Here is a 24,065-nt window from a genome sequence, read left to right as displayed (position 1 = left end):
GGAGGACACGACCAGCTGCTTGATGTTGAGGATCAGGTCGGTGACGTCTTCCTTGACGCCCGGCACGGTGGTGAACTCGTGCAGGACACCGTCGACCCGGATGCTGGTGACAGCCGCACCCGGGATCGAGGAGAGGAGCGTACGACGCAGGGAGTTGCCGAGGGTGTATCCGAAGCCCGGCTCCAGCGGCTCGATCACGAACCGGGAGCGGAACTCGTCGACGACCTCTTCGGTCAGGGACGGACGCTGAGCAATCAGCACGAGGTGTTGCCTCCAGTGGTTTGGCGCCCGCTATGTGACGCCGTAGACACCACGAAGGGTACGGGCGATACGGGCGATACGGCCTCCGAAGAAGCCGAACCGCCCGACTCCGCCCCGTCTCCCGGCCAATCGACGGGCCCAGCTGCCCAGCTCGCCTTCCGGCTGGACACCTTGAAACACGGAGACCGCACGCACCGGCTCTCCGGGCGTCGTGCCGTCAGGCTCGTACGCTTCCGGCCCACACCTCGGGGAGGCGCCCGGCCCACGGGCGTGCGCGTTCCAACTGGCCCGCGAGCCGGAAGAGGATGTCCTCTCTGCCGTAGGCGGCGGCGAACTGCATGCCGATCGGCATTCCGGTGGCCGGATCGTTTTCCACAGGAACGGACATGGCGGGGGTGCCCGCCACGTTGAATGCCGCGGTGAAGGGTGAGCGGTGGAAGAGGTGAGCCAACCAGGAGCGGCCGTCGGTTTCCTTCAGGCCCTGCGTGTAGGTACCGAGCGCTACGGGCAGTTCCGGCAGGGTCGGGGTCAGCAGGATGTCATGAACAGTGAAGAATAGGGCCAGTTGGCGGGCCACGCTGTTGCGGACGGCGAGTGCCCGCACGAACTGGTCTGCCGTCACCCGGCGTCCGTAGTCGTAGGAGGCGAGCATCTCCGGCTCGACAGTGGAGGCGTCCACGGGCCGGTCGAAGGCCGCGGCGAAGTCGTCGATCCAGGTGACCAGGTTGGCACTCCAGATCCGGGCGTTGGCCAGGACGAAGCCCTCCCAGTCCACACCCAGCCGCACTTCGGCGCTCTCCACATGGTGGCCCAGCGACTCTGCCAGCTGCGCGGTCCGCGTCGTCGCCGCCGCGGTCGGCGCATCCACGGTTCGGCCACTCCAGGGGGTGGTGAGCACGGCGATGCGGAGCCGGCCCGGGGCGCGGTCGGCCTCCTGCGTGTAGCGGCGCTCGGGCGGTATGGCGGAGTAGGGGTCGCCGGCCTCCGCGCCCTGGACGAGATCCAGCAGCAGAGCGCTGTCGCGGACGGAGCGGCTGAGCGCCCCGTGCACGGCGAGGCCGTTGAACACCTCGTCGGTGTCGGGCCCCATCGTCACCCGGCCGCGGGTGGGCTTGAGTCCGAACAGGCCGGTGCTGGCGGCCGGCACCCGGATGGATCCCGCCGCGTCGGTGGCGTGCGCCATCGGCACCATCCCCGATGCCACCGCGGCGGCGGATCCTCCGCTGGAACCGCCAGGCGTGCGGGAGGGATCCCACGGATTGCGCGTGGGCCCGTACAGGACACTCTCGGTGGTCGTGCTGTAGGCGAACTCCGGGGTGGCGGTGCGTCCCAGCGTCACCAGTCCGGCCCGGCGTATGCGCCGCATGAGCGAGGAGTCCGCACGGGCTACATGGCCCGCGGCGAGGCGGCTGCCCAGTTCCGTGCGCTTGCCCGCCATCGCGATGGCGAGATCCTTGATCAGGAACGGCACTCCGTGCAGCGGTGCGCTTCCGGTGGCGGGAGCGTCCTCGGCCGGCCAGCTCTCCACCACCGCGTTCAGCACGGGGTTGACCGCCTCGATCGCCCGCCGCGCCGCCTCGGCGAGTTCCGCCGCGGTGACCTCCCTGCGGGCGACGAGTTCCGCGAGCCCGGTCGCGTCGTAGCTCACGTACTCCGAAAGATCCATCCTGCTGCTCCCCAGCCCTTGGCGATAACGAACAGTCCCATGCGATACCGATCGGTATCATAGGGGACTGAGTGGTAACGTGGCACGGGATCAAGGAGGGTCGATGGCCATGTCGAGCAGGCAGCAGCCGCCCGCCGCTGGAAACGGGACGGTCGGCGAGGTGAAGCCGGGCCGCGAGCGACGGATCGCCGAACTGCCCCCGCGCGAAAGGATTCTTGACGCGGCGGAGCAGCTCTTCGCACGCGAGGGAATCAGTGCCGTTGGCATCCAGGCGATCGCTGACCACGCCCGGACGACCAAGATGGCGCTCTACCGGCACTTCACCTCGAAGGACACCCTGATCCTGGAGTGGCTGCAGATCGTCGCCGCCGGCTACACCGCGGTGCTCGACCAGGCGGCGCGCGCCCACCCGGACGACCCTCGAGCGCAAATCCTGGACGTCACACGGTATTTCGCCGACGGGCTCTCCGATATCTCCTACCGCGGCTGTCCGTTCGTCAACACCATCGCCGCCCTGCCCGACCGCGAGCACCCCGCACGCCGGCTGATCGAGGACCACAAGACGGGCCAGGTGCGGCGTATCACCGACCTGTGCGCGCGGGCCGGGACGCCTGATCCCGCGGGGGCGGCGGCCGCGGTCACCTTCGCGCTGGAAGGCGCCCAGGTAAGTGCTCAGAACGGGAGCGTCGAGCAGGCCGGTGAACGGCTGCTGTCCATGGTCACCGCGATTCTCGACGGACGGCTCTGAGGGGGCGCCACCGCAGCTATGGCCACCGCCCTCATGACGCCGACTCCGCCAAGCCGCCCGTCCCCGGCTGCCCCGGCCTCGTCCCCGGGGCCGGGATACATCTGTCCGCGCGTCGGACCCGCTTCCCCGGTTGAGCGCCCGTTCGGGGGCGTCGTGCTGGATCGGTGCCGGCTTCAGGCGCCGGCAGCTGGGTTCACCGGCAGCCCACCGGGGTGAACACGTTCATCCTTCACTGTCCGTTACTCCTGCCTCCTCGTCGTCTCGTCCACGGAGGCCGGCCACGACGGACCGATGTGGACCGTGCCGACCCTGGCTGACGTTCCCGGAAAGCCCGTCTCATGGGTAGACGACAACCACGAGAAGGAGGAGATACCCAGCTTTCGCGTAGGGCAGCAACTGAGATGTGCGCCCAGTGAGATCGAACGCCGGCTGGGAAATAGCTGTCCAAAGGCCTCTGTCCACTTTGCGGTCCAAGATCGCCGCTCCCAGTTCAGATCGGTCAGGAGGTTGTCGTCGCGGGGGGTTGGCGAAGCCGGGCCAGGAACTCCTGGAAGGCGTCGACGCCTGCGTGCTTCAGAGGTGCGCCGTGTGCGAAGCCAACCGCTCGGATATCGGCGGGTACGCGGGTGAGGCTTTCTACGCGCAGGCTCGGGTCAGCGGCCAGCGCGGCCGGCCCCAAGGCGAGTTCGCCGCGGTGGAAGACTGCGTCCCCGACCAGGATGGTGCTGCTGGGCTCATGGTGGAGCGCGATGTGGCCGGGACTGTGGCCCGGGGTATGGATGACCCGCAGGCCGTCCGATCCGTCGATCAGCTCTCCGTCGGTCACCGTCCGGTCCGCGGTGAAGGGCGTCCAGTGCAGCTTGGGTAGCCGGTCGATGATGCGCCCCAGGGCGCCGGAGCGGCCGTGTGCGGGGACGCGGCCGACCGGCAGCCAGTCGGCATCGTCGCGGTGGATGACAACCTGCGCTCCTGTCAAGCGCCGCAATTCTGAGGCTCCTTGGACGTGGTCGGGGTGGGCGTGGGTGAGCACGATCCGTTTGACGTCGGTGGGTTTGAGGCGGCGCTCGGCGACGACGTCGAGCAGCTTCTTCGGGGCGCTGCTCCAGCCGACGTCGACCAGTGTGAGGCCGTCGTCGCCGTCTACGAGGAAGGCGTTGTCGCGCTTGGTGGTGGCGACGCGCAGGACGCCGGGGGCAAGGAAGGTCATGGGGGTTCCTGGAATAGCGGAAGGTTACGGTGTCGAGGTCGCTGCGTCCGACGCGGGCGCCCGGGCGGTGAACCGGCTCTTCGGGGCTCCGGGCTGGAGTGGGCTGGGCTGGTTGAGGCTGCCGGAGCAGTTGCAGGGGCCCACTGGCACTGTGTGCCCCTGCAAGTCACAGCGACGGGGCGCTGATTGATGGAGTGAAGTGCCGGAGGTGCTCGCATCCGCATCGCCCCGGGCTGCTGCTCGGTCTGTCTCTGTCAGGCACCACTGCCTGCGGCTTGGGCCTGGAGTGCGGGCGAGCGCAGGGTGTCGGCGAGTTCAGGGGGGAGGAAACCCTGTTCGGCGAGCCTGGGCAGTACGCCGCCGCCGGCCAGGATTTCCAGAACAAGGGGAGCGAGGGGCTGAACCTGGCCGGTGGTGCCTGTGGTCTGGTTGCTCCATGTGCCGGCCGGGAAGTCGAGGCCGGCGGTGTCCCCGTCGTGGAACAGCTGGGTGGCGTCCGGGATGGTCATGGCCGGCAGTCCGGCGTTCACCGCGTTGCGGAAGAACAGTGAGTTGAACTCCTCGGCCACCAGGGCGGCGACCCCGAGCTGGTTGAAGAGCGCGGCGACGGGGCGCGAGGAGCCGACTCCGAAGTTCTTGCCCGCCACGACGATGTCGCCGGGAGAGACCTGGTCGGTCCAGCCGGGTCGCACGGCGTGGAAGACGTGCTTCGCTGCTTCGGAGACGTCCAGTTTCATGGCGTGTGCCGGGTACATGGCGTCGGTGTTCAGGGAGTCCCCGAACACCCAGACCCGTCCGGTGACGGTGAGGCCGGTCATGAGTTCACGTTCCTCGGGTCGGTGATGAGACCGGCGACGGCGGAGGCTGCCACGGTGGCGGGCGAGGCCATGTAGATCTCGGCTTCGGTGCTGCCCATGCGGCCGGTGAAGTTGCGGGTGCTGGAGGTGATGCAGACCTCTCCGGGGCCGATGACACCCATGTGGTAGCCGAAGCAGGCGCCGCAGGTGGAGTTCGTGACGACGGCTCCGGCGTCGGCGAGGTCCTGGAGGTAGCCGGCGCGCATCGCGTCGCGGTAGACCTGCTGGGAGGCGGGGGTGACCAGCAGTCGCACGCCGGGGGCGACCTGCCTGCCGCGCAGGATGGAGGCGGCGATGCGCAGGTCTTCGAGCTGGCCGTTGGCGCACGAGCCGATGAAGGCCTGGTCGATCCTGCGGGGCTCGATCTGGGAGACGGGTACGCCGTTGCGGCTGACGGTTCCGGGGCGGGCGACGTAGGGCTGGAGCGTGGACAGGTCGATGGTGCGCACGTCGAGGTAGCTCGCGTCGGGGTCGGCGTCGGCTGCCTGGTAGCCGGTGACGCCTTGCTCGGCGAGGTGGCCGGCGAGGAGGTCGTCGACGCCGAAGGTGCTGAAGTCCGCGGAGATTTCGGCGCCCTGGGTGGCTATGGTGCGGCGGTCGTTGAGGGGGATGCCGGCCAGACCTGGGCCGCCGTATTCGAGGTTCTGGTTGGTGGCGTCGCCGTACTGGTGGGCGATGTGCAGGAAGATGTCCTTGCCGCTGACGGTGTCCGGCCGGGTGCCCACGAGTTCGTAGCGGACGGTGGGGGCGATCTGGAACCAGGTGGTGCCGGTGCACAGGATCGAGTAGACCTCCGCCGGGCCGAGGCCGCGGGCGGCGGTGTTGAAGGCGCCGCCGGCGCAGGTGTGGGAGTCGGTGCACGCGAGGATCTCGCCGGGTCTGGCGAGGCCGTTCTCGGCGATGACCTGGTGGCAGATGCCGTGCCGGCCGACGTCGTAGAACTTCTTGATGCCGAAGTCGGCGGCGAAGGTGCGGGCCAGCGGGCCACCGGTGGCGTCTTTCAGGGTCGGGGCCGGCACGGCGTGGTCCATCACGATCGCGGTCTTGTCGGGGTCGTGGATCCGCGTGGGCGGGATCCACATGGTGGCGAATTGGAGGTCGATGAGCACGGTCATATCGACGTCCACGGTCACTGTGTCGCCGGCGTGCGCTTGTGCCAGCCCGGCCTTGCGGGCCAGGATCTTCTCGATCATCGTCATGCCGGTGCTCATGCCTGTGCCTCCGTGCGGTAGCGCTCGCCGATCTCGCACCACTCGGCCATGCCGACCAGGTTGAAGAAGTCCTCGGGTCCGTCCGGCAGGAAGGGGCCCACTTCCTTGCCGTTCAGCTCGCACAGCGACGAGAGCATGCCGAGGGTCGCGTGGGCGAGCAGCGCGGAGGGGTGGATGGCGATGGCGTAGCCAAGTTCCCGCAGCCGCTCGGCGGACTCCAGCGGCGTGAGGCCGCCGATGACGAGGTTGAGGAGCAGCGGCGCCTGGACCTCGGCGGCGATGCGTTCGATCTCCGCGGCGTCCTGGGGGGCTTCGATGAAGATGACGTCGGCGCCGGCGGCGGCATAGCGATTGGCCCGGCCGATGGCCTCGTCCAGGCCGAGCGGCCCGCGGGCGTCGGTGCGCGCGATGACGAGCAGGCCGGCGTCGGTGCGGGCGTCGAGCGCCGCGCGCAGGGTCAGCTCGAACTGTTCGGGGGTGACCAGCTCCTTGTCGGGGAGGTGGCCGCAGCGCTTGGGGAAGGCCTGGTCCTCCAGTTGGATCGCGGCCACGCCGGCGGCTTCGTACTCCTGGACGGTACGTGTGACGTTGATCGGCGCGCCGTATCCGGTGTCGGCGTCGGCGATCAGGGGCACGTCACCCAGAGCGCGCACCGTCATCCGCGCTCGTCCGGTCATCTCGGTCTGGGTGACCAGGCCGATGTCGGGCAAGCCGAAACCGGAAGCAGCGACTCCGGCGCCGGTGAGGTAGGCGGCGTGATGGCCGGTGCGCTTGGCCAGCTGGGCGGAGATACCGTCGAAGACCCCTGGTGCGACGACGAGTTGTTTTTCGTCGAGCATGCGTCGCAGGGTCGCGCGGGCTGGTGTCGTCATGGGAATTCCTAGTCAAGTACGCGGCCAACGGCGGGCGCCAGCAGGCCGATGAGGGGACTGATGTCGTCGGCGTCGGCGAGGGCAAGGACGGTCTTCTCGATCACGGCTTGCCGGTCGGGGGCGAGGACACGTGCGGTCAGGGTGCGGTACTTGTCGACGACCTCGTCGCGAGTGAGGGGGTCGAGCGGGTTGCCGTGCGGGCTGATGACGGCCTCGCAGAGCACGCTGCCGTCGCGCAGGGTGATGTCGAGGTAGGTGCTGAAGCGTTCCATGAGCGGGAGCGCGTCGATCTTCGGGTCGAGGGTCACGTGGGTGCGGTCCACCAGTGCCCACACGTCGTCGGCATCGAGCCGGGCCTCGGTGAACTGCTCGGGCAGCGCGGTGCCGTCCAGCAGCGCGACGGCGGTGGCGTAGCCGATGTTCATCTGACCGCCGATCGCGGTCAGCGGCCGCTCGGGGCGCCACCATCCGTGGTGGTAGACCACGTTGCCCACCCGCAGGTCGATGCGCTCGATCTGTGCGGGGTCAACGCGTTCGCGCAGCGCCCGGGCGGCTTGGACGGCGCCGTGCAGGCCGCCCATCACGGCGTAGGACTTGACCATGATGAACGTGGTCTCCCAGTCCTGGCCGAGGCCCTTGGTGATCCGGTCGGGCCGCGGGTCGTGGCCCTCGCCGTAGACCGCGAGGAAGCCGCCGTACTCGCGCTCGAAGACCCGCTTGATGCCGGTGTACCCGCCGGCTGCCAGGCCGGCGGCGTAGAAGCCGTTGCGGGCGGCGAAACCGTGCTGCATGCGCTTGCCCATCGCCTCGTACTGCGCGGACATCAGGCCGGCCGACTGGGTCGCGGCGAAGCCGAGGGCGTCCTCCAGCCGGTCCGCCGGCAGAGCGCGCAGCTTGCCGGCGGCCATCGCGGCAGGCAGGGTGCCGAAAACGGCACCGGAGTGCCAGCCGCGCGAGAGCATCTCGGAGCCGTGCAGCGCGTGCCCCACGCGTGGGCCGGTCTCGAAGCCGGCGACGGCCGCGGTGAGCAGTTCCCGGCCGGAGACCGGACGCCCGAGGAGCGAGGCGGTGGAGAACAGTGCCGGGACGACGAGTGAGGCGCTGTGCAGCGGGGCCAGGGGGTGGAAATCGTCCAGTTCGAAGCCCTGGATGAACGTGCTGTTCAGTACGGCCGCGGCGGGGGCGCTCGTGGTACGGCCGGTGCCGATGACGGGGCAGTCGCCGAAGCCTTCGAGTGCCAGGACGGAGTCCGTGGCGATGCGTGACCACGGCAGTTGTGCGCCGACGAGCGCGCAGGCGATGCCGTCGAGCAGGAGGTCGGTCGCGCGATCCTGGACGTGGGCGGGGATCGCGTCCCAGGTCAGGGTCTCGACCCAGGAGGAGAGATGCTCGGTGGGCCCTGGGGCGCTGTTCGCCTTGCTGTTTGTTGTACCGGTCATCGGATCACCGTCTTGGTGAGGGCGTTGAGGTCGGCGGCATTGTCCGGGGAGTCGACGGTGGCGACGATCGTGTTGCGGCCGGTGTCGTTGTTCACCGGGTGGGTCGCAGAGTTGTACCGGTACATGGGCACCTCGCAGGCGGTGCGTCCCGGCAGGACAGCAAGACGCGGCGCATGCGGGATACCGGACGCGTCCAGGGTGGAAAGCGAGCCGAGGAACTCTTCCTCGCCGTAGTTGATGTCGTTCGCCATGCCGGCCGCGCCGATGCAGCCCTGCTTGAGGACGGCCGCCCCGATGTCGGGATCGGCGAAGAAGCCCTCATGCTCGACGGCGTGCGTATGCGGCGAGCGGTGCAGCAGGCACTCAAGGTAGGAGAAGACGGCGTCCGCCTCGCCCAGGAGGGCGGAGCCCTGCCGCCGCGGAACCGCGAGGTCGCCGACGTGCATCAGGTTGATGTCGCCGGTGAGGAACGCTCTGGCCATGGTGTGCTCTTTCTGCTGTGCGTCGGTGGGACGGGAGGTGGCTCTTGCTGCCCGGTAAAAAGGGGCCGTGAGGAGATCAGGCCCGTGCTGCGGGGCTGGGGGCAGGAGTGGCGGCGGCCTCGGACCGCCGCGCGACAGCGCGCAGCAGGAACCCGAACGCCACCGCCAGCGGCTGCATGATCAGGGTGTAGACCCCGGCGGGCAGCGCCATCGCGGTGCTGCCGATCACCGCCTGGGCGATGACGATGGCGACCACCGCGTTGTGCACGCCGATCTCGAAGGCCGCGGCGACGGCCTGCGCATGGGTGAATCCGAACGCCCGGGGAATGGCGAAGCCGCCGGCGAGGCTGATCAGGCCGAAGGTAAGGGTGACGCCGGCGAGGTCACTCACGTGCTTCGACAACAAGTCAAGGTTCTGCACGACGGCTGCGAGGATGACGACCACCAGCAGGACGACCGAACCGACCCGCACCGCCCGGACCACCGCCCGGGCCACAGCGGGCCGCAGACGGCGCACCGCCATTCCGACCGCCACTGGCACCAGGACCTCGGCAAAAACCTCCAGGACCTTGCCGAACTGCAGACCGAGGCCCGCAGCGCCTGGCGTGAACACGTGCGCGGCAAAGGTGTAGCTGACCGGCAGCGTGAAGGCGGCGATGACCGAGTTGATCGCGGTGAGGGAGATGTTCAGGACGACATCCCCGCCGAAGACGTGACTGAGTACGTTGGCTTTCGGGCCGCCGGGACACGCCGCCAGCAGCATCATCCCGACCGCGAGAACGGGGGCCGGCCGGAAGAGGTGCACCAGACCGAAGCAGACCAGCGGCAGCAGAACCAGCTGCACCACCAGGGCCACCCCTACCGCCTTGGGATGCCGCCCGATACGCCGGAAGTCGGCCGGGGTGAGGGTGAGGCCGATTCCCAGCATGATCACGCCGAGAGCGGCCGGCAGGCCCAGTGTCACCAGGTTCATCGGCCCGACTCCTCGGTTTGGTCGATGTGCACGACATCGTCTTCTCGTGTGACGCCCTTATTTCCTCCCAGCTGCGCGAACCGCGTCCACGCAACTTGCATCACACGCAAGTACGGTCCTAGCGTCACCGCATGGCAGAAGGGCCGATGCGCGGACTGCGCATCCTGGAGTCGATGTCGGGCATGGAGCAGCCCGTGAGTCTGCGGGCCGTCGCCGCGCGTGTGGGGCTGTCGCAGTCCCAGACCTTCCGGATCCTGAAGTTGCTGGAAGAGGACGGATACGTCGACCACCTCGGCCGCAACGGCTATCGCCTCGGGAGCCGGGCCGTAGCCCTGTCCTTCCTTCTGGGACCCCGCCCAACCCTCCTGCGGGTCGTCCAGCCGGTCGTCGCCCGGCTCGCCGCCACCACCGCCGAATCGGCAGCGATGCACCTACGCAGCGGCGACCACCGGGTCCTGGTGGCCGGCATCCCCAAACCGAACAGCCCCCTACGCGAAACGGTGGCCTTGGGGGAACGAGCCCCCCTCACCTCCGGCTGTGGCGGACTGGTCATCCTGGCGCACCTGCCGGCCGAGCAGCAGGAAGCGATCTTGACCGCCCAACCCGCCACCGAGCAGTACCCCAGCCGGGAGACGCTGAGCCGGATTCGCGAACAGGGCCACGCCCTCTCCTTCGGCGAGAACCACCCGGGCGTATGGGGCATCGCCGTCGCACTCCTGGACCCCACGGACGGCACGCCGCTCGGATCACTGACCGTCGCCTCGCTGGAGGAACAGCTGACCGAGACGAGAATGAGCCTGTTCAGCGGGCTCATGCACGCAGCCCGCCACGAACTGGCACCACGCCTGGCCGCCCTGCTCGGCCCCCACTCCCGCGGTCGGCTCAGCGCCCTGGACGTCACCGTTCAAGAGCTCTAGCCATCGCGACACCGCAGGGCTGGGCGGCCGGCAAGCTGCGCCACGCCTGTGGGGACGCGGGCTTGGGACGGGAGAGGTGCGGGAACGCGGCGAGCGGTGCGCGGATGCGCCCGGGTTGACGGTCCAAACGATTGGCTGGATAAGCTCTTCAACAGTTGTAGCAGGCTGTAGCGAGTGCGAAAGCCGCGTTCGGTGCGCGCGAAGGGCCCTCCGGGATCGATGGGGGTTCTCATGACCAACAGGCCGGGAAGCGGACCGGGACCGGGCGAGCGGGAGATCGACGACTCCGAGCTGATGGACGTCGCGCAGGACCCAGAGCAGGCTCACAGCCTCCATAAGGCGCTGGGCACGCTGGCCAACAACCCCAATATGAGCGGACCGCTCCAGGAGATGGCCCAGGGCATTCTGTCGGGACGTATGGGAGTGACCGACGCCTTCAAGAACGAGCGCTACATGGACGCGCTGGGCGACCGCATGACCGAGATCCGCCGCGCCGCCGAGTCGCAGACCATGGAGGACCGCGAGGCCGAGCGCGAGAAGCGCGAGCAGTGGGAGCGCAAGCGGGATGAGGAAGAGCAGAAGGAGCGCGCCGAGCGCGACGGTCCTTCGACCAACCTGGTCACGGAGCCGAAGAAGCGGGGGCGGGGTGGACACCGGGGTTGAGCCCCGGGCCGGATACGGACCAAGGGCCCGTGCCCACGGAGGCTCGGGCCGTCTCGCCGGCGCACCGCCTACCGGCGAACGATGGGGAGACCCTCGAAATGGCCCGTCCCTTCTTCGGTCCTGCCGGGCCTGACGGCACCCAGACGCCGTTGCGGGTGCGCGAGTTCGACATCGGCTACCCCGAACACGGCGATCGCTTTGTCTCGGAAGGTGTATCGGCCGGATGCTCCCGGAGACAGCACTGTGACACCCAGGGGTTGAGGGCTTGTCAGTACCTCTGGGTACGCTGGCACAAACTTGAAATGGACGTGAACCGGCAGCTCGATGACGCCGGTTGGTGAACGGGGGCGCAGTCACGGGCGACGGGTTCAAGAGCAATCCGGAGATGTTGAAGGTCGAGGGGAAGAACTTCTCCGAGATCGGCAGGGATTTCTACCAGGCGACCACCAAGCTGAAGAACGGCCTGGCCGCGCAGGGTGACGGTGGAGGCGGCGGAGGCGAAGCGCCGAAGAAGACGACGTTCTCGAGTGTCGCCCAGGACGCCTGGAAGGGCCTGACCACCTTCAGCGACAAGGAAGGCACCCCACCGTGGGGTGACGACGAGCTCGGCGAGAAGTTCGGCGTGGTCTACGAAGGCCTGCGCGACGGCATGACGGACTCGATGGAGCACCTTGCCACCAAGCTCAACGAAATCGGCAAGGCGTTGGAGCGGATGGCGAAGAACCACGAGGAGAACGAGGACTTCAACGAAGCTCTGATCAAGGAGCAGAAGCCGGAGAACCAGTTCGGCGGCGAGGTGCGGATTTTGAAGTCCACGAGCAAGTGACACGGCCCGCACCACGGGGGCGTGTGGCGACCGTACAGCGAGGTTGCGGGGCCGCCACAGCAGCACGGTCGCGGCAGCCAGGGTCGAGTGGTTGCGCCGTATCGGTTTCGGCGTCGGCTCGGCTCCGGCTCGACGTTCGACGTTCGACGGCCAACTGCCCCGCACCAAGCCCGAGTTCAACCGCATGACCGCGCCTGACCCACAGCCGCCCCTTCACTGATAGGAGAGAGTCCGTGTCGCATCCCGACGCGCCGGAACCGGTACAGCCCATCCCCGCCACTGCCGAAGAGGCATTGGCTGCCGCTCGCGCCCGATTCGAAGTACTGGATCTGGAAGGAAACCCGGCGCCGTTGTACGTGGCGGAGTTCGACATCGGCTTCCTCGTCCACGCCGTCATGCCCCCACCGCCGCCCGGCACTCAGGCGCCGTTGGGTGGCAGTCACATGGTGATCTCCAAAAGCGACGGAGCCGTCACCTATGTCCCCAACTTTCCGCCGGACTCCGCGATCGAGCTGTACCGCAGCCTGCGCCGGCCCAATGGCTAGGGCTGCCGCCTGAGGGCTGGGACGGCTTTGGTCCGGATGTCTGCTACAGCGCTGTGACACAACAGAGTTGAGGGATCAAAAGGGCCGTTGGTTAGGCTCTGGCATGGGCATGGCTCTGCGCCGACGCAAGCCGGTTGAGCACTCACGAGGCTCCGAATGGCGCCTCCGGCAGCAGCAGAGAAGCAGGGCCCTTCCGCCGGCGGTGAGGCGGATGGGGTCGGTCGGCCCACAGGGCCGGGACGACACGAACTACATGGGCGACAACGGGGGCCTTCGTCATGGCTTTGATGCTGCCGAACGCACTTGAGTGGGTTCTCGAGATGTGTGGCTTCGACTGGCCCACAGGCAACGAAGACAAGATGATGGAGTGCGCCAACACCTGGCGCCAGTTCGCCGCTGATGTGGAGGCCCTCCAGGCCGATATGCACGGCCGCAGCCCGGAAAAGCAAGTCCTGGCCCACCTGCGGGAGCTCACGGAAAGCGGCAGGCCGGTCGTTATCGGCACCCGCCCCAGGGGCAAGGGTGTGGAGAACGATATCGAGAAGGACCTCCTGAGCTCCCACGCCTACGAGATCGTCTCGGTCGACGACAAGGGCCTGATTCAGTTGCGCAATCCGCATAACTGGAAACATCCCCAGCCGCTGACCATCAAGGAATTCATGAAATACTGCAGCAACCAGTGCGCGTCTTTGGAGGATGAGAAGTGAGTAGGGCCGACACGATTCATCTCTGGCACGGGATTCAGCGGAAGTCCGAGAACGCGAGGTTCCTAGTGATGGACATCTACAGAGAGTCCGACGCCTCGATCAGGGTTCGGCTCGCGACCTTCGCCGCCGAGGAGCAGGATCACACCCTCCGCGTTGGTGAGACCTTCCCCGTGGGCGACGAGACATGGCAGCTCGCCGACTTGACGGGTTGGCCGAGCGAGGACGACTGGACCGTGGTGCTGCGCCGCGTCGCGCCTGCCCCAGCCTGAGACCGCGACCGCCCGCAGCTTCAGGCCACACCGCCTGCCGGGGTCATGCGACAGCAATAGCCAGGGCCGTTCCTTCACACGCGGCCACGCGTAGGGTCGAGAAGTCATCGCGCAACTGAGGAGGACCATGCCCGAGCCAACCACCGACACCCCCGGAATCCCCGAGGAAGAGGTCGTCGGTCGCATCGGCGCATGGTGGCGTGAGGGTGGGCACAGCGGCCAAGTGGCCTTTCTTGTCCCTGCGACCGGCCATGACGCCTCGGCCGTCATGCGAGAGATACACGAGCAGGTGCCCGGCAGTGTTGTCGTCGACGCCACCGGTCTCACCGCTGAGCAGGTCATGCAGCAGGCCCTTACGGCGCTGGGAGTCGACCTCTCCGCGGACAAGCGGGACGACTGGCGTTTCGCGCTCGGCTCGTGGCCCGAGGAGCGGTTGCTGCTGGTCGTCAACGCCCATCGTGCCGGGCCGACACGGCGGTCGTACGAGCCCGAGCGGCTGGTGGCCCAGACTCTTCCGTGGCTGGCGCGTGGCCAATTGGCCGTAGTGGCCCATGTGGTTCCCGAGTTGCTTCCGGCCCGCGTTGATCCCAGGGCGGTGTTTCGGCTGTCCGCGACGGCCGTCGAACCTCTGCCGGCGGTAACAGAGTCCGTTGCCGTGCGGGCGTTGGCACTGGCCGAGCCCCGCTTCGTACCGCTTCCCGTCTGGGCCCAACTTGTCGCCGGGCTGAGCGGTGAAGAGGCATCCGAAGACGAACTCACCGAATTCGCAAGGGAAGAGCCCGGAATTGTTCGGCTCGGACCTCTCGGGGTTTCCTTTGTCGACGAGAACCTGGCCGAGACCTTGCGTCGAGAGATCGAATCTGCCGAACTCCTCTCCCGTGTCCATAGGCATGTGGTTGCTTGGCTGAGGGGCTCGGCTCCGGGTTTTCGCCACCCCGAGGGGTGGGCCAGGCGCGGTGCCGTCGGCCTGTACGCCGCCACCGGGCTCGCCATGCACGCCGTACAGGCGGAAACGTACGACGAAGTCCTTCGGGACGGACGTGTCATCGCCAATCTGCCGCAAACGGCGCTCATGGACTCGGCACGAAGCATCACCTTCCTCATCCCCGGAAACACAGCCGCCGCCGACGCGCTTCATCTGTGGGGGTGGGGAGTCACGCCACAGCGCCAGACGGAGTGGGCCTCGTGGCTGCACTTGATGGCCTTCTCGCGCGACGATCACGCATTCGCGTCGGGTGTGGCCTCCTCAGGCGTTGCACTGCCCTGGCGAGTCAAATGGGCACATTGGCGCCCGCCGGGTGGATATCACGCACGCTTTCTCCGGGCCGGAAAGTTCGCCGCGACGGCGGAAGTGCGATGGCGGGGACGAGCCGCCATCGCCGGTTTGCAGCGGCGGACGGAGGACGGGGGACAGCAGTCGTATGTCTCGATCCGGGACGCGGAAACGGGAGACCGTGTCGCAGATCCTTGGGAAAACGACGAGATTCCGGAGGAGAACCGTGCGGATCTCACCTGGCCCGACTCACCCGGGGACGACTTCGCATCACCTGAGCGTGTCCAAGAGTTGTTCGCCTCGTCGTCCCCCCGCCGAAGGGACAGCGCTTTTGTGCTGCCCTGCGAGCCACTGGCCGTGGATGAAGTCGTTGTCTTCGGCGGCGATTTGGGACTGATCGCCCTTCAGCCCGCGCAGGGCGTGGACATCTCCGATTTCGGCGCGCGGCAGCAGCCCCTGAGCGATAGTTACGCGGACGCGGGCCTGAGCAGTCCGCTCGATGCGCCGGCTCCGAGTCGCGAGGACCTCATCGATCTGTTCGGCGAGGACGACATCTTTCCCATCGAGGCCGAGGATCTCCCGGATGGCCTCACCCACGGGGCGACGCGCGAACTTCTTCTGGAGTTCGGGCTGCCGTACATGTGGGACGAAGGAGGCATGGGGATCTTCCCCTGCGGGGACTGGGAGTCCGACGTTCTCGACGAACTGCCCTCCTGGCCCGAAGGGATCGAGCCCGTTGCCGAAACCGGTCCCTTTTTCCAGATCGGCAAGTGGATGGGCGCCAAGCTCGTCATCGACGGCCCCACCGGACACATCCTGCGCGTCCCGACCGGGCCCGACGAGGAGTATCTCGCCGCTCTTCCCGCCGCGCACAGCCTCGACAGCTTCCTCACCATGGTGGTGCTGTGGGTCACAGGGCTGCGCACCCGGAGCATTCTGCCCCCGGTCGCCGAACGGGGGCAGCTCCCGTACTGGGTCCTCGGGGAGCTGGCCGATGTCGAGGAGCAGGGCGGCAGACAGCCCGCCTGGGCATACGTACTCCACAACGAGTGACGCCGATCGGTCGGAGAAGCTCGCGACCAGGCGCCTCAGCCCCTCCTGGCAGTTGACCCCCGTCTGGAGCGCCTTCCAGGCCCGGGCGGCCTGCGCATCGGACAGGTCGGGGAAGGTCTCATCGATCCGTGTGCGCAGATCCGGCATGGGCCTGGTGCCGATCAGGTCCTGGGGCCGCATCGTGGCCATCAGCGCCTCGACCGCCGCCGGTCGGCCTCGGCCGGAAGGGCGGCCAGGATCAGCACGACCACGTCCACGGCCGCGAACTCCCGTGCCGCCCCCTCGTCCTTGAGCAGCTCGTCGACGACCCCGCCGATGTGAACGAAGGGGGCGATCACACGCACGAGACCATTGCCATTCAGGTCGAGGCCTGTGCGCAGGCGTTCGCGTTGGCGGTCCAGCCAGGCGCCCAGGACCTTAGGAGGATGCGGGTCCGCTCCTCGGTGGCCTCGGTCACGAGCCGAACCCTGACCGAGGCGTCGGACTCCCTGTAGATGTCATTCACCGAGAAGCAGGCGTTCTCGTGAAGTCGCTGAATCCCGTGCCAAAGACCCACCGTGTCGGCACCACTCACTTCGCATCCTCCAGGCGATGGGGGTCGATCAGAACAACCCGTGCCACATCTGCTCGACGATCACCGACCACCAGTTCCTCGGGTCGTCCAGGGCCGATGCGTCGATGGCGACGAGTTGCTCCTGGAAGTCGGCGACGGCGCCGCCCGCCATGATCGGGTCGAGCACGATCATTTCCTCGCGCGTGGTGTGCAGGAGCGCGAGGGAGCGGGCGAAGGCGGACACCGAGGCGTTGACGCGGCGGCCCGCGCCGCTTTCCGGAGTGACGGCCCAGAGCTGGCCGACCGGCTCACCCTCCCGATCGGACCCCGTGCACTGGACGGTGATCAGAGCGACCCCGTCGGTGCCGATCCTGAGGTGACCCTCCAGGAATGCCAGGGCGTCGTCGCTCGCCCGTGAGCCGACCTCGCGCAGATGCGCGGCGGCATTGCCGAACAGGCCGGCCGGAAGCCCTTCCTCCGGGCTGTCGGCCGTGAAGAAGAACGGGATGTCGGGAAGCCCGGCCCAGGTCAGCGTGGCCTTGGCGGCCTCGGGGAGCGGAGTGCCCGCCACGTCGTCGGCGTCGTAGCGGCGTACGTCGTCGGCGCCGACGGCATCCGTCAGCTCGCGGCCCAGGGCAACGTCGCGGAGCGGATCGGCCGGCTCGACGTCGGTCGGCACCGGCGCCCGGTGCGGCCGGGGCGGCGGCTGCTGTCCCGCGATCCGGTGCATCTGCTCGACGTGCTGGATCAGCCCGGCGATCGCCTCGGCGCGCTCCTCGCCCCGCAGGCCGTACTCCTGCGTGCAGGTGAACTTGGCGTTGGTGAAACGACGGCCGATCAGCAGGCCCGGGTATCCACCGGGGAGCCGGCTGGAGCTGAGGTCTGTGTGGATCGCGATCACGTTCTGCGCGGGGACGCCGAGGTCGTCGATCTCCAGCATGGCCTGGTACTCGGAGTGCGGCTCACCGGGGGCGGAGTTCTTGACGAGGCTCGTCTCCTCGCCGGTGCGCGGGTCGACGTAGGTGATGACCGTGGTGTTGCCGGGGCCGGTGACCGGCGGCTGCGCGGGCGGCGCGGCCTCCTGGCCGCCGCCGTGCTTTTGCTGATACATCCGCACGACCTCCTCGACCGGCACGGACGGCCAGGTGCTCAGCTCGCCGGTGCGGCGGTCGACCACACCGCAGGAGTGGCCGATCGTGGCCGGCGGCCGGCGCTTGCCCGTGACCGGGTCACGCTCGATCGGCGGGGCCGCGGCCCACACCACCCAGCCCAGATCGAACTCCTGCATCCGCACCTCACGGCGCTCCTGTCCCTCGGGGTTGAGCCACCCCTCGGCGGTCGCGAGCGCCTGCTCCTGGCTGATCACGGGATCTCCCTTCGAGTCTTCGGGCGGACGGGGCCGGTGCGGCCGGGGTCGGTGCCGGGCGAGCTCCGCGGCCCTCGTCCGAGTGGGCCTGAGTGCAGGCGGTCTGATGCGGGCGCCTTCGAGAGGCTTCGGGGCTTCGGGCCTTTGAGGCTAACGGTCTGCGGTGGGTAGGTGTCAGGCGGTCGGGTGGGCATCGGGCCCGGGGGCTTGTGGAGCCTGTGCGGCTTCCGGCTTGGGCTCGGGGGCCCGTGCGGGCTCGGGCTCGGCTTCCTGGGGGTCGGGTACGGAGCGCCGAGCGGTCGTGGCATAGGGCTGCGCCGGGCGGATCTGCAGCGCCTTCACACCGCCTTCCGTGGCAACCAGGAGGATGCCGTCGGGGGAGAGGTCGGTTCCCGTGAAGGGCGTGGCGGAGATCAGGGCCGTGACGATCTTCTCGTCGCCCTTCCGCTCGCCGCGACGCCAGACGCGTACATAGTCGGCGCCGCGGCTGAACCCGAGCGGCCCCGTGGCGCGCTCGTCATCCGAGGGGCGCAGGATCTGGGTCGGGTCGGCATCGATGACGGAGCCAGTGGCAAGGTCCTGCACCAGTACGGCGGGGGCCTTGGGATCGTCGGCCTTCAACGGGCTTGAACTCGGGGTGCCTTGAGGAACCGTACTTACGGCGACCGCGAGCGGGGCCGACTCCGGAGGCTCCTGCTTCGCAGGAGCCTCCGCGGCGCTGTCCGACGCGACCGCGGACGGGGGCAGTTTGCCGACGGTCACGGCGTCGACCCCAGCGACCGGTACGCTCCACAGGGTGTGCCAGGGAAGCTCGGGCACCATGCGGCGCAACACCGCCGCGTACTCCGGCAGTCCGTCTTCGACGAACGCGGTCTCCAGGAGCGCCGCTCGAAGGATTGCGGGTGCCTGGGTGCGGGTGAGCAGCGGGGCCGTACGCAGATATGTGCGCGCCGGTGCGTCCAACCGCTCCGGGGGTACGGCCTCCACCGCGGCGCGCAACCGCACCGGCTCGGCGTGGGCGAACAGGCCGGGGTCGGTGAGGAGCCGGGGGAGCAAACCGGCCTCCAGGGTGTGTCCCGCGATGTGATCGCGAACGTACGCCCCTGCCTTCGCCCAGTCCTGACAAGGTACGGCCTCCAGCAACTCCATGGCGATACGCGCCTGAGCGCCCGGAACATCCGGAATGCCTGCCCGAACGGCCTCGCCGATGCCCGGGTGCTGCAATCCAAGGAGCGTCCGCTCGCCCTCGGGGATGCCTTCGCCGGCCCTCTCGATGGGGCGGATGAAGGGGGCGGCGAGCAGCATGCCCCGCGCCATGTCCTCGCCAATATCCCGCCCGGCGACGGCGGAGGCGAGCGGGGTCAGCAGGTGCACGGGCAGGCCGTCGCCCTCGGCAAGGGCGAGGGGCGCGAGGAACTGCCGCAGGATGCGGGGGTGGGTGTCAAGTCGCTGGGCGTGCAGATCGAGCACTTCGCCGACGCTGCCGGGCAGTTGGCTCGCATCTGCCGGGTCGAACCCCTCCGGGTGCATCAGGATCGACTGCACGGCGAGATGCACGGTCAGACGGCTGCCCGCGCCGTGTCCCGCGTGCCGGGCGATCACCTCGGCGAGCGCGCGTCGAGCGTCAGGCTCGGTCGTGAATGGCAGCTCCGGGGCGCCAAATTGGGGATTGAGCAGGACCTCGGCCTGCAGCACAAGCCCTTCGGGGTCGGCCCACTCGGGTGCGTCGAGGTCGATGATCTGGGCCACGCCGGGCGGCAGGCCCTCGGCGAGCTCGAAGGCGAACTCCCGGGGCACGTCGGCGAGAAGGCGTATGGAATCGACGGCGGCGAGGGGCTTCAGCGCGTCCCGCACCACGTGCGCGGGCTCACCCGTCCCCCGCACCGGACCGGCTCGATCCACATCCGGCACCACGATCGTCACCGGCCGCCCGGACAACGGGAGTTGGCCGAGTTCGGGGAAGATGTCGGCGGTGCGGGTCGCGGACAACTCGTAGTGATCGGCGAGCAGCCACAGTGTCTGCGCTGCCGTCAGCCCGGCGACGCTCGGCACCGCGGGTGCGGGCAAGTCCGGAGGCACGGTCGCCGGATCGAGCGTGTCCAGCTCGAGCCCCTTGCGATACTCCGGGTCGCAGAGCATCAGGAACCCCGTGAGCAGCCGCGAACACCCGGTGCCCGGACTTCCGGTCAGGATGACGACCCGAGGCGCACCCGGCCGCTCCATCCGCCACGCGGTGAGCGCGCGCAGCGCGGCATTGCGCCCCCCGATGTAGGGGTGGGGCTCATGGGCCTTGGTCCGTCCTGGGGCCTGGGTCGGACTGGTCATTGTCTCCCCGTTGTCCTGTCCGTCCGGCACCGTCAAGGCGTGTTGACCGTACGCCGATCATCCTAGGGGCGTCGCACGGGGTGAAAGAGTCGTAACCCGCCAGACCGTCCTTGGCGTCTCCGTCTGCAGTCGAATCGTCCGGCCACTGCCGGTCCTTCATCAGGTATTCGAGGTTCTTGTCGGACTGGAAGAACTCTGTGGAAGCGTTGTGGTTGTGACCGAGGGCCTCCATGTAGCCGGTCATAGGGTCGATTCCACGGTCGTTGGAACTGCCGAAGTTCAGGTCGGAATCGATCTGGAATGTCCAAGCATTGGGGGCTCCCTTGATGGAAGGATTCATGCTCCGGTTCACCTTGAGAAGTCCCTTCCCATAGTCATGCCGGAAGTCGGAGTCGTAGTTTCCGTGCCGCATCAGGTTGCTCATCACTTGGAAGCCGTACGGATTCGCCCCGCATTGGGAGCGCCGAGGCGCCGCCCACCCAGGTCGACCACTTCGCTCCCCCAGTGCTTCGTCCCGGCACTGTCGCTGTGTGTCGCGGTCGCCAGCGTGGTGCCCAGGTTCACTTGGCGTGCTTCAGCAGCTCACGTCGTTCCTTGTCGGGGGCAACCGACGGCTGGTAGGGCTTCTGCTCCGGGTCGGCCATGTCGGACCAGAAGTCCAGCGTGCCCTTGGGGCCGAGACCGATGGCGAACCTCTCGGAGAACCTCTTTTCGTGCTCGTTGACTTCGAGGATCCGGTTCAGCTGACTCTGCTGTTTGTCGGTCATCTTGTGGCCATGCTTGGCCCAGAGCGAGAGCCTGGTCGGCCTCTGCGGCGTCAATTGACGTAGGCATCTTTGTGTTGAAGCCATGGTTTTTCGCGCCATTCGCGTCCCTGCGAAGTGCGTAGTTCAGCGCCTCGTCGGCCACGGTTGCGGCTTGACCACGGCGGCGATGCGGTCCGCTCGTTGAACGACTCCCCATACGGAATCAAGCCGGGGGAATGATCTATCCCGACCTTTTCCGTAAGTCCTGGGACCGCGCCCTCAAACGCCTCGGGCTTCCCGACTACAACCCGCACGACCTCCGGCACAAGTGGGCCACCGTGCCCCTGAGCAACGGTGTGCCCATCCACGAGGTGTCGCGGTGGATGGGCCACAGCTCGATCAAGATCACGGTGGACCGCTACGGCCACCTCACCCTCGACGGCAGCGAGCGCTGCCGTCAGGTCATCGAGGCCACCTTCGGGGTGCACATGCTCAGCGGATTCCCAGCTCCGCGAGTACCCGGTGCTGAGTTGGTGCTGGCTTAGCCGGGAAGTAGAGGTAGCAGACGCCTCCACTACCGCTCTTGACCTGGCCTTTTTCGTCGTAGCGCTTCGTCCGCAGCCAGATGTTTTCGAACTGCCGACGATTGTAGACGCGCCGTACGGCCGGATCGTCGGGCGACGCCGGGTCGTTGGCGATGATGTCGCCGTCCCGCGTGAAGCCGATCACGGTCATCAGATGCCCGGCGGTGCCGTACCCCGCCCCGTGCAGCTCGGTCTTCAAGAAGGACTGGGACGTTATGACCGGGATACCGGCGTGGACGAGACGCTCGGCGTCCGTGAGGGAGCCCAGGCGGGTGACGATCGCCTGGAGGCCCTGGTACGTGGCGGCGTAGGCCGCGTTGAAGGGCCAGTTGCCGCAGCCGTCGTACTGGTAGTCGAAGGTGTGACGGGCGGCGTGGCAGACCTGGGGGTCGGCGTAGTCGGGGTCGACCCAGGCCAGGTCCTCGCGGGTCGGTTTGCGGCCCCAGGACTCGATGATCATCTGGGAGGAGGTGGGGCTGCACCACGCCTCTCCCCCGTTGTCGTACTGCGGGTACTGGCCCTTGTGGATCTCCTGTGAGTAGCGGGGTACGGACAGCTCGCGGCCGACCAGGCCGGGCGCGGAGGCCGGGACCTCGAAGCGGTCGGGGATGTCGGAGCCCATGGCGCCCAGCCGCCAGATGGTGGGGGTGAGCGCGGTGCCGGGCTTGCGGTGGAGTGTCACGCGCAGCTCGTACGAGGCCAGCCGCAGCCCGCTCGCCGGCGCGTCGATGGCGAAGGTATCCGTGGAGATGCTGCTCTTGCCGTCCTTCTGGCCGTCGACGGAGGTCCGGCGGATATCGGCGTCGCCGTCGCCCGCGGTCCAGTGGCCCATGACGTACCAGGGCGTGCGGCCGCCTGCGCTGTAGGTGCCGCGCAGTTCGACGGTGATCCAGGTGCCGGCCGGGGTGTGCGCGTTCCAGGAGGCGACGGCCTCGGTGGCCGGGACCCTGAGGGTGTGTACGGGGGACGTCCAGGTGGCGTATTCCCAGGTGGTGGTCTTGTGGGTGTGCGGGTCCTGGTAGTCGACGGTGCCGAGGGGCCGCGCGATACGGATGCCGGGGCGGGCGCCGTGGACGGCGCAGGTGCCGCGATGCTTGCCTGCATGCCAGTCGGCGGCGGTGGTCCAGGCGTGATAGTCCACGAGGCTCTTCGATCTGCGGGCTGCGGTGTTCTTCGCGGTGGCGCCGGTGGCCGCGCCGGCGGCCGTACGGGGCTCGTCGGCGGCGTGCGCCAAGGGGGTGGCTACGCCCGCCGCGGCGGCGAGCGCGGCAGCCAGGACGGTACGCCGCGGCGCGGTGCTGGTCATATGGAGGTCCCCCAGTCGGATGCGTGCGATCGGGCTCGATCGGGTGCGAGGAGTCGGGACGGGAACGGCGGGCGGACACGTGCATGTCAGCGATGGCCCAACTATCTCCGTTCCCCACGGCCTTCGGCCAGCGGTTCGGCGCGCGTCGCCGCAGGAATATTGGTGTGGACCACTGACGTACGCTGACGCGATGGAACAGGATCTGACCCCGCTCGCCGCCCAGCTGCGCGCCCTGCCGCCCTCCTGCGGGCCGGTCCGGCTGATCGCGGTGGACGGGCACGCGGGGTCGGGAAAGAGCACCTTCGCCGGGCGGCTGGCGGACGCGCTCGGCGGTGCGCCGGTGGTACACACCGATGACCTGGCCACCCACGACGAGCCCTTCGCCTGGAGCGGACGGTTCCGGGAGCAGGTGCTGGAGCCGCTGTCCCGGGGCGAGAGCGCACGGTACGGGGTGTACGACTGGGTCCGGCGCGCCTTCACCGAGCGGCGGGAGCTGGCGCCCGCGCCGGTGGTACTGGTCGAGGGCGTCGGCGCGGGCCGCCGCGCGCTGCGCCCGTATCTGGCATGCCTCCTGTGGATGGAACTGGAGCGCGAACACTCATGGAAAAGGGGTCAACTCCGGGATGGGCCGGGCCTTTCGGTCTTCTGGGATGGCTGGATCCGTGCGGAGCGCCGGCACTTTGCGGCGGATCCCTCGCGCCCCTACGCCGATTTCCTGGTGCACCAGGGGCAGATGGGGTACGAGGTACGTGTGAGGCCCTCAGGAACAACATGATCACCCCCGGATTTCACGCTCCGTAACGGACCTCGGCCGCGACACGCGGAGACGACGACAGGGTCCCGCCGAGTGCCCCAACTCGGCTTGACCTAGGGGGCGTACAGGACTTACGTTCTCAATGTGCGGTTCAACGGACCGCCCGCAGACGCGAAGCCCCCGGTTGTTCCCCCGTGATCGGGGGCTTCGTTCTGTGTGAAAGTACTTCTCCGGGCCGCCCGCGCGCCGCCCGTCCCTCACCCTCGGTCACCGAACTCTTCGCGCCGCCGAGCCCTGCCATTCCCACCGCTCTCCCCCGTGCCGCCCTCTACGGCCTGCACCGATCTCGCGGGTACGATGCGAGTCTGTGCCCCCGAAGGGCCCGGACCGCCGTGCGCGCGGCGAGGGACAACTCCCGCCTGCCGTATGCCGGTTCGGGTGGCCGCGGCCCGGCACACACCC

Annotated in this window: 24 protein-coding genes and 1 pseudogene; 10 read left to right on the top strand and 15 right to left on the bottom strand. The window is 68.6% G+C overall.

What is annotated here, in order from left to right; all coding sequences use genetic code 11:
- Together ACZ4S3_RS17495 and ACZ4S3_RS17490 are read right to left on the bottom strand one after the other, a co-directional pair.
- Positions 1 to 261 (bottom strand): annotated as a pseudogene (locus ACZ4S3_RS17495) (DNA-directed RNA polymerase subunit alpha); the annotation flags it as partial.
- A 217-nt stretch (positions 262 to 478) separates the two neighbouring features.
- Positions 479 to 1,927: an amidase gene (locus ACZ4S3_RS17490; RefSeq protein ID WP_467934204.1), complete on the bottom strand. Its 1,449-nt coding sequence runs from the start codon at positions 1,925 to 1,927 to the stop codon at positions 479 to 481.
- Between the two features lie 109 nt (positions 1,928 to 2,036).
- Here ACZ4S3_RS17490 and ACZ4S3_RS17485 point away from each other — a divergent pair, with 109 nt between their 5' ends.
- Positions 2,037 to 2,675 (top strand): TetR/AcrR family transcriptional regulator, encoded by a 639-nt coding sequence (locus ACZ4S3_RS17485; RefSeq protein ID WP_467934200.1) that lies wholly within the window; start codon positions 2,037 to 2,039, stop codon positions 2,673 to 2,675.
- 499 nt (positions 2,676 to 3,174) lie between these two features.
- Here ACZ4S3_RS17485 and ACZ4S3_RS17480 read toward each other — a convergent pair whose 3' ends face one another.
- The 7 genes from ACZ4S3_RS17480 to ACZ4S3_RS17450 all read right to left on the bottom strand — a co-directional run bounded on the left by ACZ4S3_RS17480 (position 3,175) and on the right by ACZ4S3_RS17450 (position 9,716).
- Positions 3,175 to 3,882, bottom strand: coding sequence for an MBL fold metallo-hydrolase (locus tag ACZ4S3_RS17480; protein ID WP_467934197.1), 708 nt, complete (start codon positions 3,880 to 3,882; stop codon positions 3,175 to 3,177).
- Between the two features lie 254 nt (positions 3,883 to 4,136).
- Positions 4,137 to 4,700, bottom strand: coding sequence for a LeuD/DmdB family oxidoreductase small subunit (locus tag ACZ4S3_RS17475; RefSeq protein WP_467934193.1), 564 nt, complete (start codon positions 4,698 to 4,700; stop codon positions 4,137 to 4,139).
- Complete coding sequence (locus ACZ4S3_RS17470; protein ID WP_467934188.1) at positions 4,697 to 5,950, bottom strand: 3-isopropylmalate dehydratase large subunit; 1,254 nt, start codon at positions 5,948 to 5,950, stop codon at positions 4,697 to 4,699. The genes ACZ4S3_RS17475 and ACZ4S3_RS17470 overlap by 4 nt, the downstream gene beginning before the upstream one ends.
- Positions 5,947 to 6,822 (bottom strand): isocitrate lyase/PEP mutase family protein, encoded by an 876-nt coding sequence (locus tag ACZ4S3_RS17465; RefSeq protein WP_467934184.1) that lies wholly within the window; start codon positions 6,820 to 6,822, stop codon positions 5,947 to 5,949. Before ACZ4S3_RS17465 ends, ACZ4S3_RS17470 begins: the two co-directional genes overlap by 4 nt.
- An 8-nt stretch (positions 6,823 to 6,830) precedes the next feature.
- Entirely contained in the window at positions 6,831 to 8,261 is a 1,431-nt protein-coding gene (locus ACZ4S3_RS17460; protein WP_467934180.1) for an MmgE/PrpD family protein, read from the bottom strand.
- Positions 8,258 to 8,743: a metallophosphoesterase family protein gene (locus ACZ4S3_RS17455; protein WP_467934176.1), complete on the bottom strand. Its 486-nt coding sequence runs from the start codon at positions 8,741 to 8,743 to the stop codon at positions 8,258 to 8,260. The genes ACZ4S3_RS17460 and ACZ4S3_RS17455 overlap by 4 nt, the downstream gene beginning before the upstream one ends.
- A gap of 76 nt (positions 8,744 to 8,819) precedes the next feature.
- Positions 8,820 to 9,716: a bile acid:sodium symporter family protein gene (locus ACZ4S3_RS17450; protein ID WP_467934172.1), complete on the bottom strand. Its 897-nt coding sequence runs from the start codon at positions 9,714 to 9,716 to the stop codon at positions 8,820 to 8,822.
- Positions 9,717 to 9,847: 131 nt separating this feature from the next.
- Between ACZ4S3_RS17450 and ACZ4S3_RS17445 the strand changes: the two genes are divergently transcribed.
- The 7 genes from ACZ4S3_RS17445 (at position 9,848) to ACZ4S3_RS17415 (ending at position 15,969) form a co-directional block, all read left to right on the top strand.
- A complete protein-coding gene (locus ACZ4S3_RS17445; RefSeq protein ID WP_467934169.1) occupies positions 9,848 to 10,633 on the top strand; it encodes an IclR family transcriptional regulator in 786 nt (261 codons plus the stop codon).
- Positions 10,634 to 10,864: 231 nt separating this feature from the next.
- Positions 10,865 to 11,296: a hypothetical protein gene (locus tag ACZ4S3_RS17440; RefSeq protein ID WP_467934165.1), complete on the top strand. Its 432-nt coding sequence runs from the start codon at positions 10,865 to 10,867 to the stop codon at positions 11,294 to 11,296.
- 385 nt (positions 11,297 to 11,681) lie between these two features.
- On the top strand, positions 11,682 to 12,122 hold the full coding sequence (locus tag ACZ4S3_RS17435; RefSeq protein ID WP_467934161.1) for a hypothetical protein: 441 nt from the start codon (positions 11,682 to 11,684) through the stop codon (positions 12,120 to 12,122).
- 233 nt (positions 12,123 to 12,355) lie between these two features.
- Entirely contained in the window at positions 12,356 to 12,667 is a 312-nt protein-coding gene (locus ACZ4S3_RS17430; RefSeq protein WP_467934157.1) for a hypothetical protein, read from the top strand.
- Positions 12,668 to 12,945: 278 nt separating this feature from the next.
- Positions 12,946 to 13,374 carry a hypothetical protein gene (locus tag ACZ4S3_RS17425; RefSeq protein ID WP_467934154.1) on the top strand — a complete coding sequence of 143 codons (429 nt, stop codon included), beginning with the start codon at positions 12,946 to 12,948 and terminating at the stop codon, positions 13,372 to 13,374.
- Positions 13,371 to 13,643, top strand: a complete 273-nt coding sequence (locus ACZ4S3_RS17420; protein ID WP_467934151.1) for a DUF6406 domain-containing protein — start codon at positions 13,371 to 13,373, stop codon at positions 13,641 to 13,643. The genes ACZ4S3_RS17425 and ACZ4S3_RS17420 overlap by 4 nt, the downstream gene beginning before the upstream one ends.
- Before the next feature lie 340 nt (positions 13,644 to 13,983).
- Positions 13,984 to 15,969, top strand: a complete 1,986-nt coding sequence (locus ACZ4S3_RS17415) for an SUKH-4 family immunity protein (protein ID WP_467934147.1) — start codon at positions 13,984 to 13,986, stop codon at positions 15,967 to 15,969.
- Between the two features lie 188 nt (positions 15,970 to 16,157).
- Here the strand turns inward: ACZ4S3_RS17415 and ACZ4S3_RS17410 are convergent, their stop codons facing one another.
- The 5 genes from ACZ4S3_RS17410 to ACZ4S3_RS17390 all read right to left on the bottom strand — a co-directional run bounded on the left by ACZ4S3_RS17410 (position 16,158) and on the right by ACZ4S3_RS17390 (position 20,980).
- The gene (locus tag ACZ4S3_RS17410; RefSeq protein WP_467934143.1) at positions 16,158 to 16,313 is read right to left on the bottom strand and encodes a hypothetical protein; all 156 of its coding nucleotides are present in this window, start codon (positions 16,311 to 16,313) and stop codon (positions 16,158 to 16,160) included.
- A gap of 258 nt (positions 16,314 to 16,571) precedes the next feature.
- Positions 16,572 to 17,888, bottom strand: coding sequence for an SUKH-4 family immunity protein (locus ACZ4S3_RS17405; RefSeq protein ID WP_467934140.1), 1,317 nt, complete (start codon positions 17,886 to 17,888; stop codon positions 16,572 to 16,574).
- Positions 17,889 to 18,062: 174 nt separating this feature from the next.
- Complete coding sequence (locus tag ACZ4S3_RS17400; RefSeq protein ID WP_467934135.1) at positions 18,063 to 20,213, bottom strand: ATP-binding protein; 2,151 nt, start codon at positions 20,211 to 20,213, stop codon at positions 18,063 to 18,065.
- On the bottom strand, positions 20,170 to 20,640 hold the full coding sequence (locus ACZ4S3_RS17395) for a hypothetical protein (protein ID WP_467934132.1): 471 nt from the start codon (positions 20,638 to 20,640) through the stop codon (positions 20,170 to 20,172). Before ACZ4S3_RS17395 ends, ACZ4S3_RS17400 begins: the two co-directional genes overlap by 44 nt.
- A 133-nt stretch (positions 20,641 to 20,773) precedes the next feature.
- Positions 20,774 to 20,980, bottom strand: a complete 207-nt coding sequence (locus tag ACZ4S3_RS17390) for a hypothetical protein (protein ID WP_467934128.1) — start codon at positions 20,978 to 20,980, stop codon at positions 20,774 to 20,776.
- Between the two features lie 215 nt (positions 20,981 to 21,195).
- Here ACZ4S3_RS17390 and ACZ4S3_RS17385 point away from each other — a divergent pair, with 215 nt between their 5' ends.
- Positions 21,196 to 21,504: a tyrosine-type recombinase/integrase gene (locus tag ACZ4S3_RS17385; protein ID WP_467934125.1), complete on the top strand. Its 309-nt coding sequence runs from the start codon at positions 21,196 to 21,198 to the stop codon at positions 21,502 to 21,504.
- Here the strand turns inward: ACZ4S3_RS17385 and ACZ4S3_RS17380 are convergent.
- On the bottom strand, positions 21,452 to 22,849 hold the full coding sequence (locus tag ACZ4S3_RS17380) for a peptidase C39 family protein (RefSeq protein WP_467934121.1): 1,398 nt from the start codon (positions 22,847 to 22,849) through the stop codon (positions 21,452 to 21,454). The genes ACZ4S3_RS17385 and ACZ4S3_RS17380 overlap by 53 nt on opposite strands.
- A 190-nt stretch (positions 22,850 to 23,039) precedes the next feature.
- Here ACZ4S3_RS17380 and ACZ4S3_RS17375 point away from each other — a divergent pair, with 190 nt between their 5' ends.
- Positions 23,040 to 23,624 (top strand): uridine kinase family protein, encoded by a 585-nt coding sequence (locus ACZ4S3_RS17375; protein WP_467934117.1) that lies wholly within the window; start codon positions 23,040 to 23,042, stop codon positions 23,622 to 23,624.
- Positions 23,625 to 24,065 lie beyond the last annotated feature (441 nt).

The organism is Streptomyces sp. NPDC028368 (assembly GCF_055565615.1).
Note: the sequence above shows the minus strand (reverse complement) of the source record. Positions and strands in the feature narration are given on the sequence as shown.

Coding starts and splice junctions, on each gene's coding strand:
- ACZ4S3_RS17445 (WP_467934169.1), top strand. CDS start 9,848: ATGGCAGAAGGGCCGATGCGCGGACTGCGCATCCTGGAGTCGATGTCG.
- ACZ4S3_RS17480 (WP_467934197.1), bottom strand. CDS start 3,882: ATGACCTTCCTTGCCCCCGGCGTCCTGCGCGTCGCCACCACCAAGCGC.
- ACZ4S3_RS17465 (WP_467934184.1), bottom strand. CDS start 6,822: ATGACGACACCAGCCCGCGCGACCCTGCGACGCATGCTCGACGAAAAA.
- ACZ4S3_RS17425 (WP_467934154.1), top strand. CDS start 12,946: ATGGCTTTGATGCTGCCGAACGCACTTGAGTGGGTTCTCGAGATGTGT.
- ACZ4S3_RS17475 (WP_467934193.1), bottom strand. CDS start 4,700: ATGACCGGCCTCACCGTCACCGGACGGGTCTGGGTGTTCGGGGACTCC.
- ACZ4S3_RS17385 (WP_467934125.1), top strand. CDS start 21,196: ATGATCTATCCCGACCTTTTCCGTAAGTCCTGGGACCGCGCCCTCAAA.
- ACZ4S3_RS17490 (WP_467934204.1), bottom strand. CDS start 1,927: ATGGATCTTTCGGAGTACGTGAGCTACGACGCGACCGGGCTCGCGGAA.
- ACZ4S3_RS17485 (WP_467934200.1), top strand. CDS start 2,037: ATGTCGAGCAGGCAGCAGCCGCCCGCCGCTGGAAACGGGACGGTCGGC.
- ACZ4S3_RS17400 (WP_467934135.1), bottom strand. CDS start 20,213: ATGACCAGTCCGACCCAGGCCCCAGGACGGACCAAGGCCCATGAGCCC.
- ACZ4S3_RS17460 (WP_467934180.1), bottom strand. CDS start 8,261: ATGACCGGTACAACAAACAGCAAGGCGAACAGCGCCCCAGGGCCCACC.
- ACZ4S3_RS17375 (WP_467934117.1), top strand. CDS start 23,040: ATGGAACAGGATCTGACCCCGCTCGCCGCCCAGCTGCGCGCCCTGCCG.
- ACZ4S3_RS17440 (WP_467934165.1), top strand. CDS start 10,865: ATGACCAACAGGCCGGGAAGCGGACCGGGACCGGGCGAGCGGGAGATC.
- ACZ4S3_RS17390 (WP_467934128.1), bottom strand. CDS start 20,980: ATGACCGACAAACAGCAGAGTCAGCTGAACCGGATCCTCGAAGTCAAC.
- ACZ4S3_RS17450 (WP_467934172.1), bottom strand. CDS start 9,716: ATGAACCTGGTGACACTGGGCCTGCCGGCCGCTCTCGGCGTGATCATG.
- ACZ4S3_RS17435 (WP_467934161.1), top strand. CDS start 11,682: ATGTTGAAGGTCGAGGGGAAGAACTTCTCCGAGATCGGCAGGGATTTC.
- ACZ4S3_RS17380 (WP_467934121.1), bottom strand. CDS start 22,849: ATGACCAGCACCGCGCCGCGGCGTACCGTCCTGGCTGCCGCGCTCGCC.
- ACZ4S3_RS17415 (WP_467934147.1), top strand. CDS start 13,984: ATGCAGCAGGCCCTTACGGCGCTGGGAGTCGACCTCTCCGCGGACAAG.
- ACZ4S3_RS17470 (WP_467934188.1), bottom strand. CDS start 5,950: ATGAGCACCGGCATGACGATGATCGAGAAGATCCTGGCCCGCAAGGCC.
- ACZ4S3_RS17455 (WP_467934176.1), bottom strand. CDS start 8,743: ATGGCCAGAGCGTTCCTCACCGGCGACATCAACCTGATGCACGTCGGC.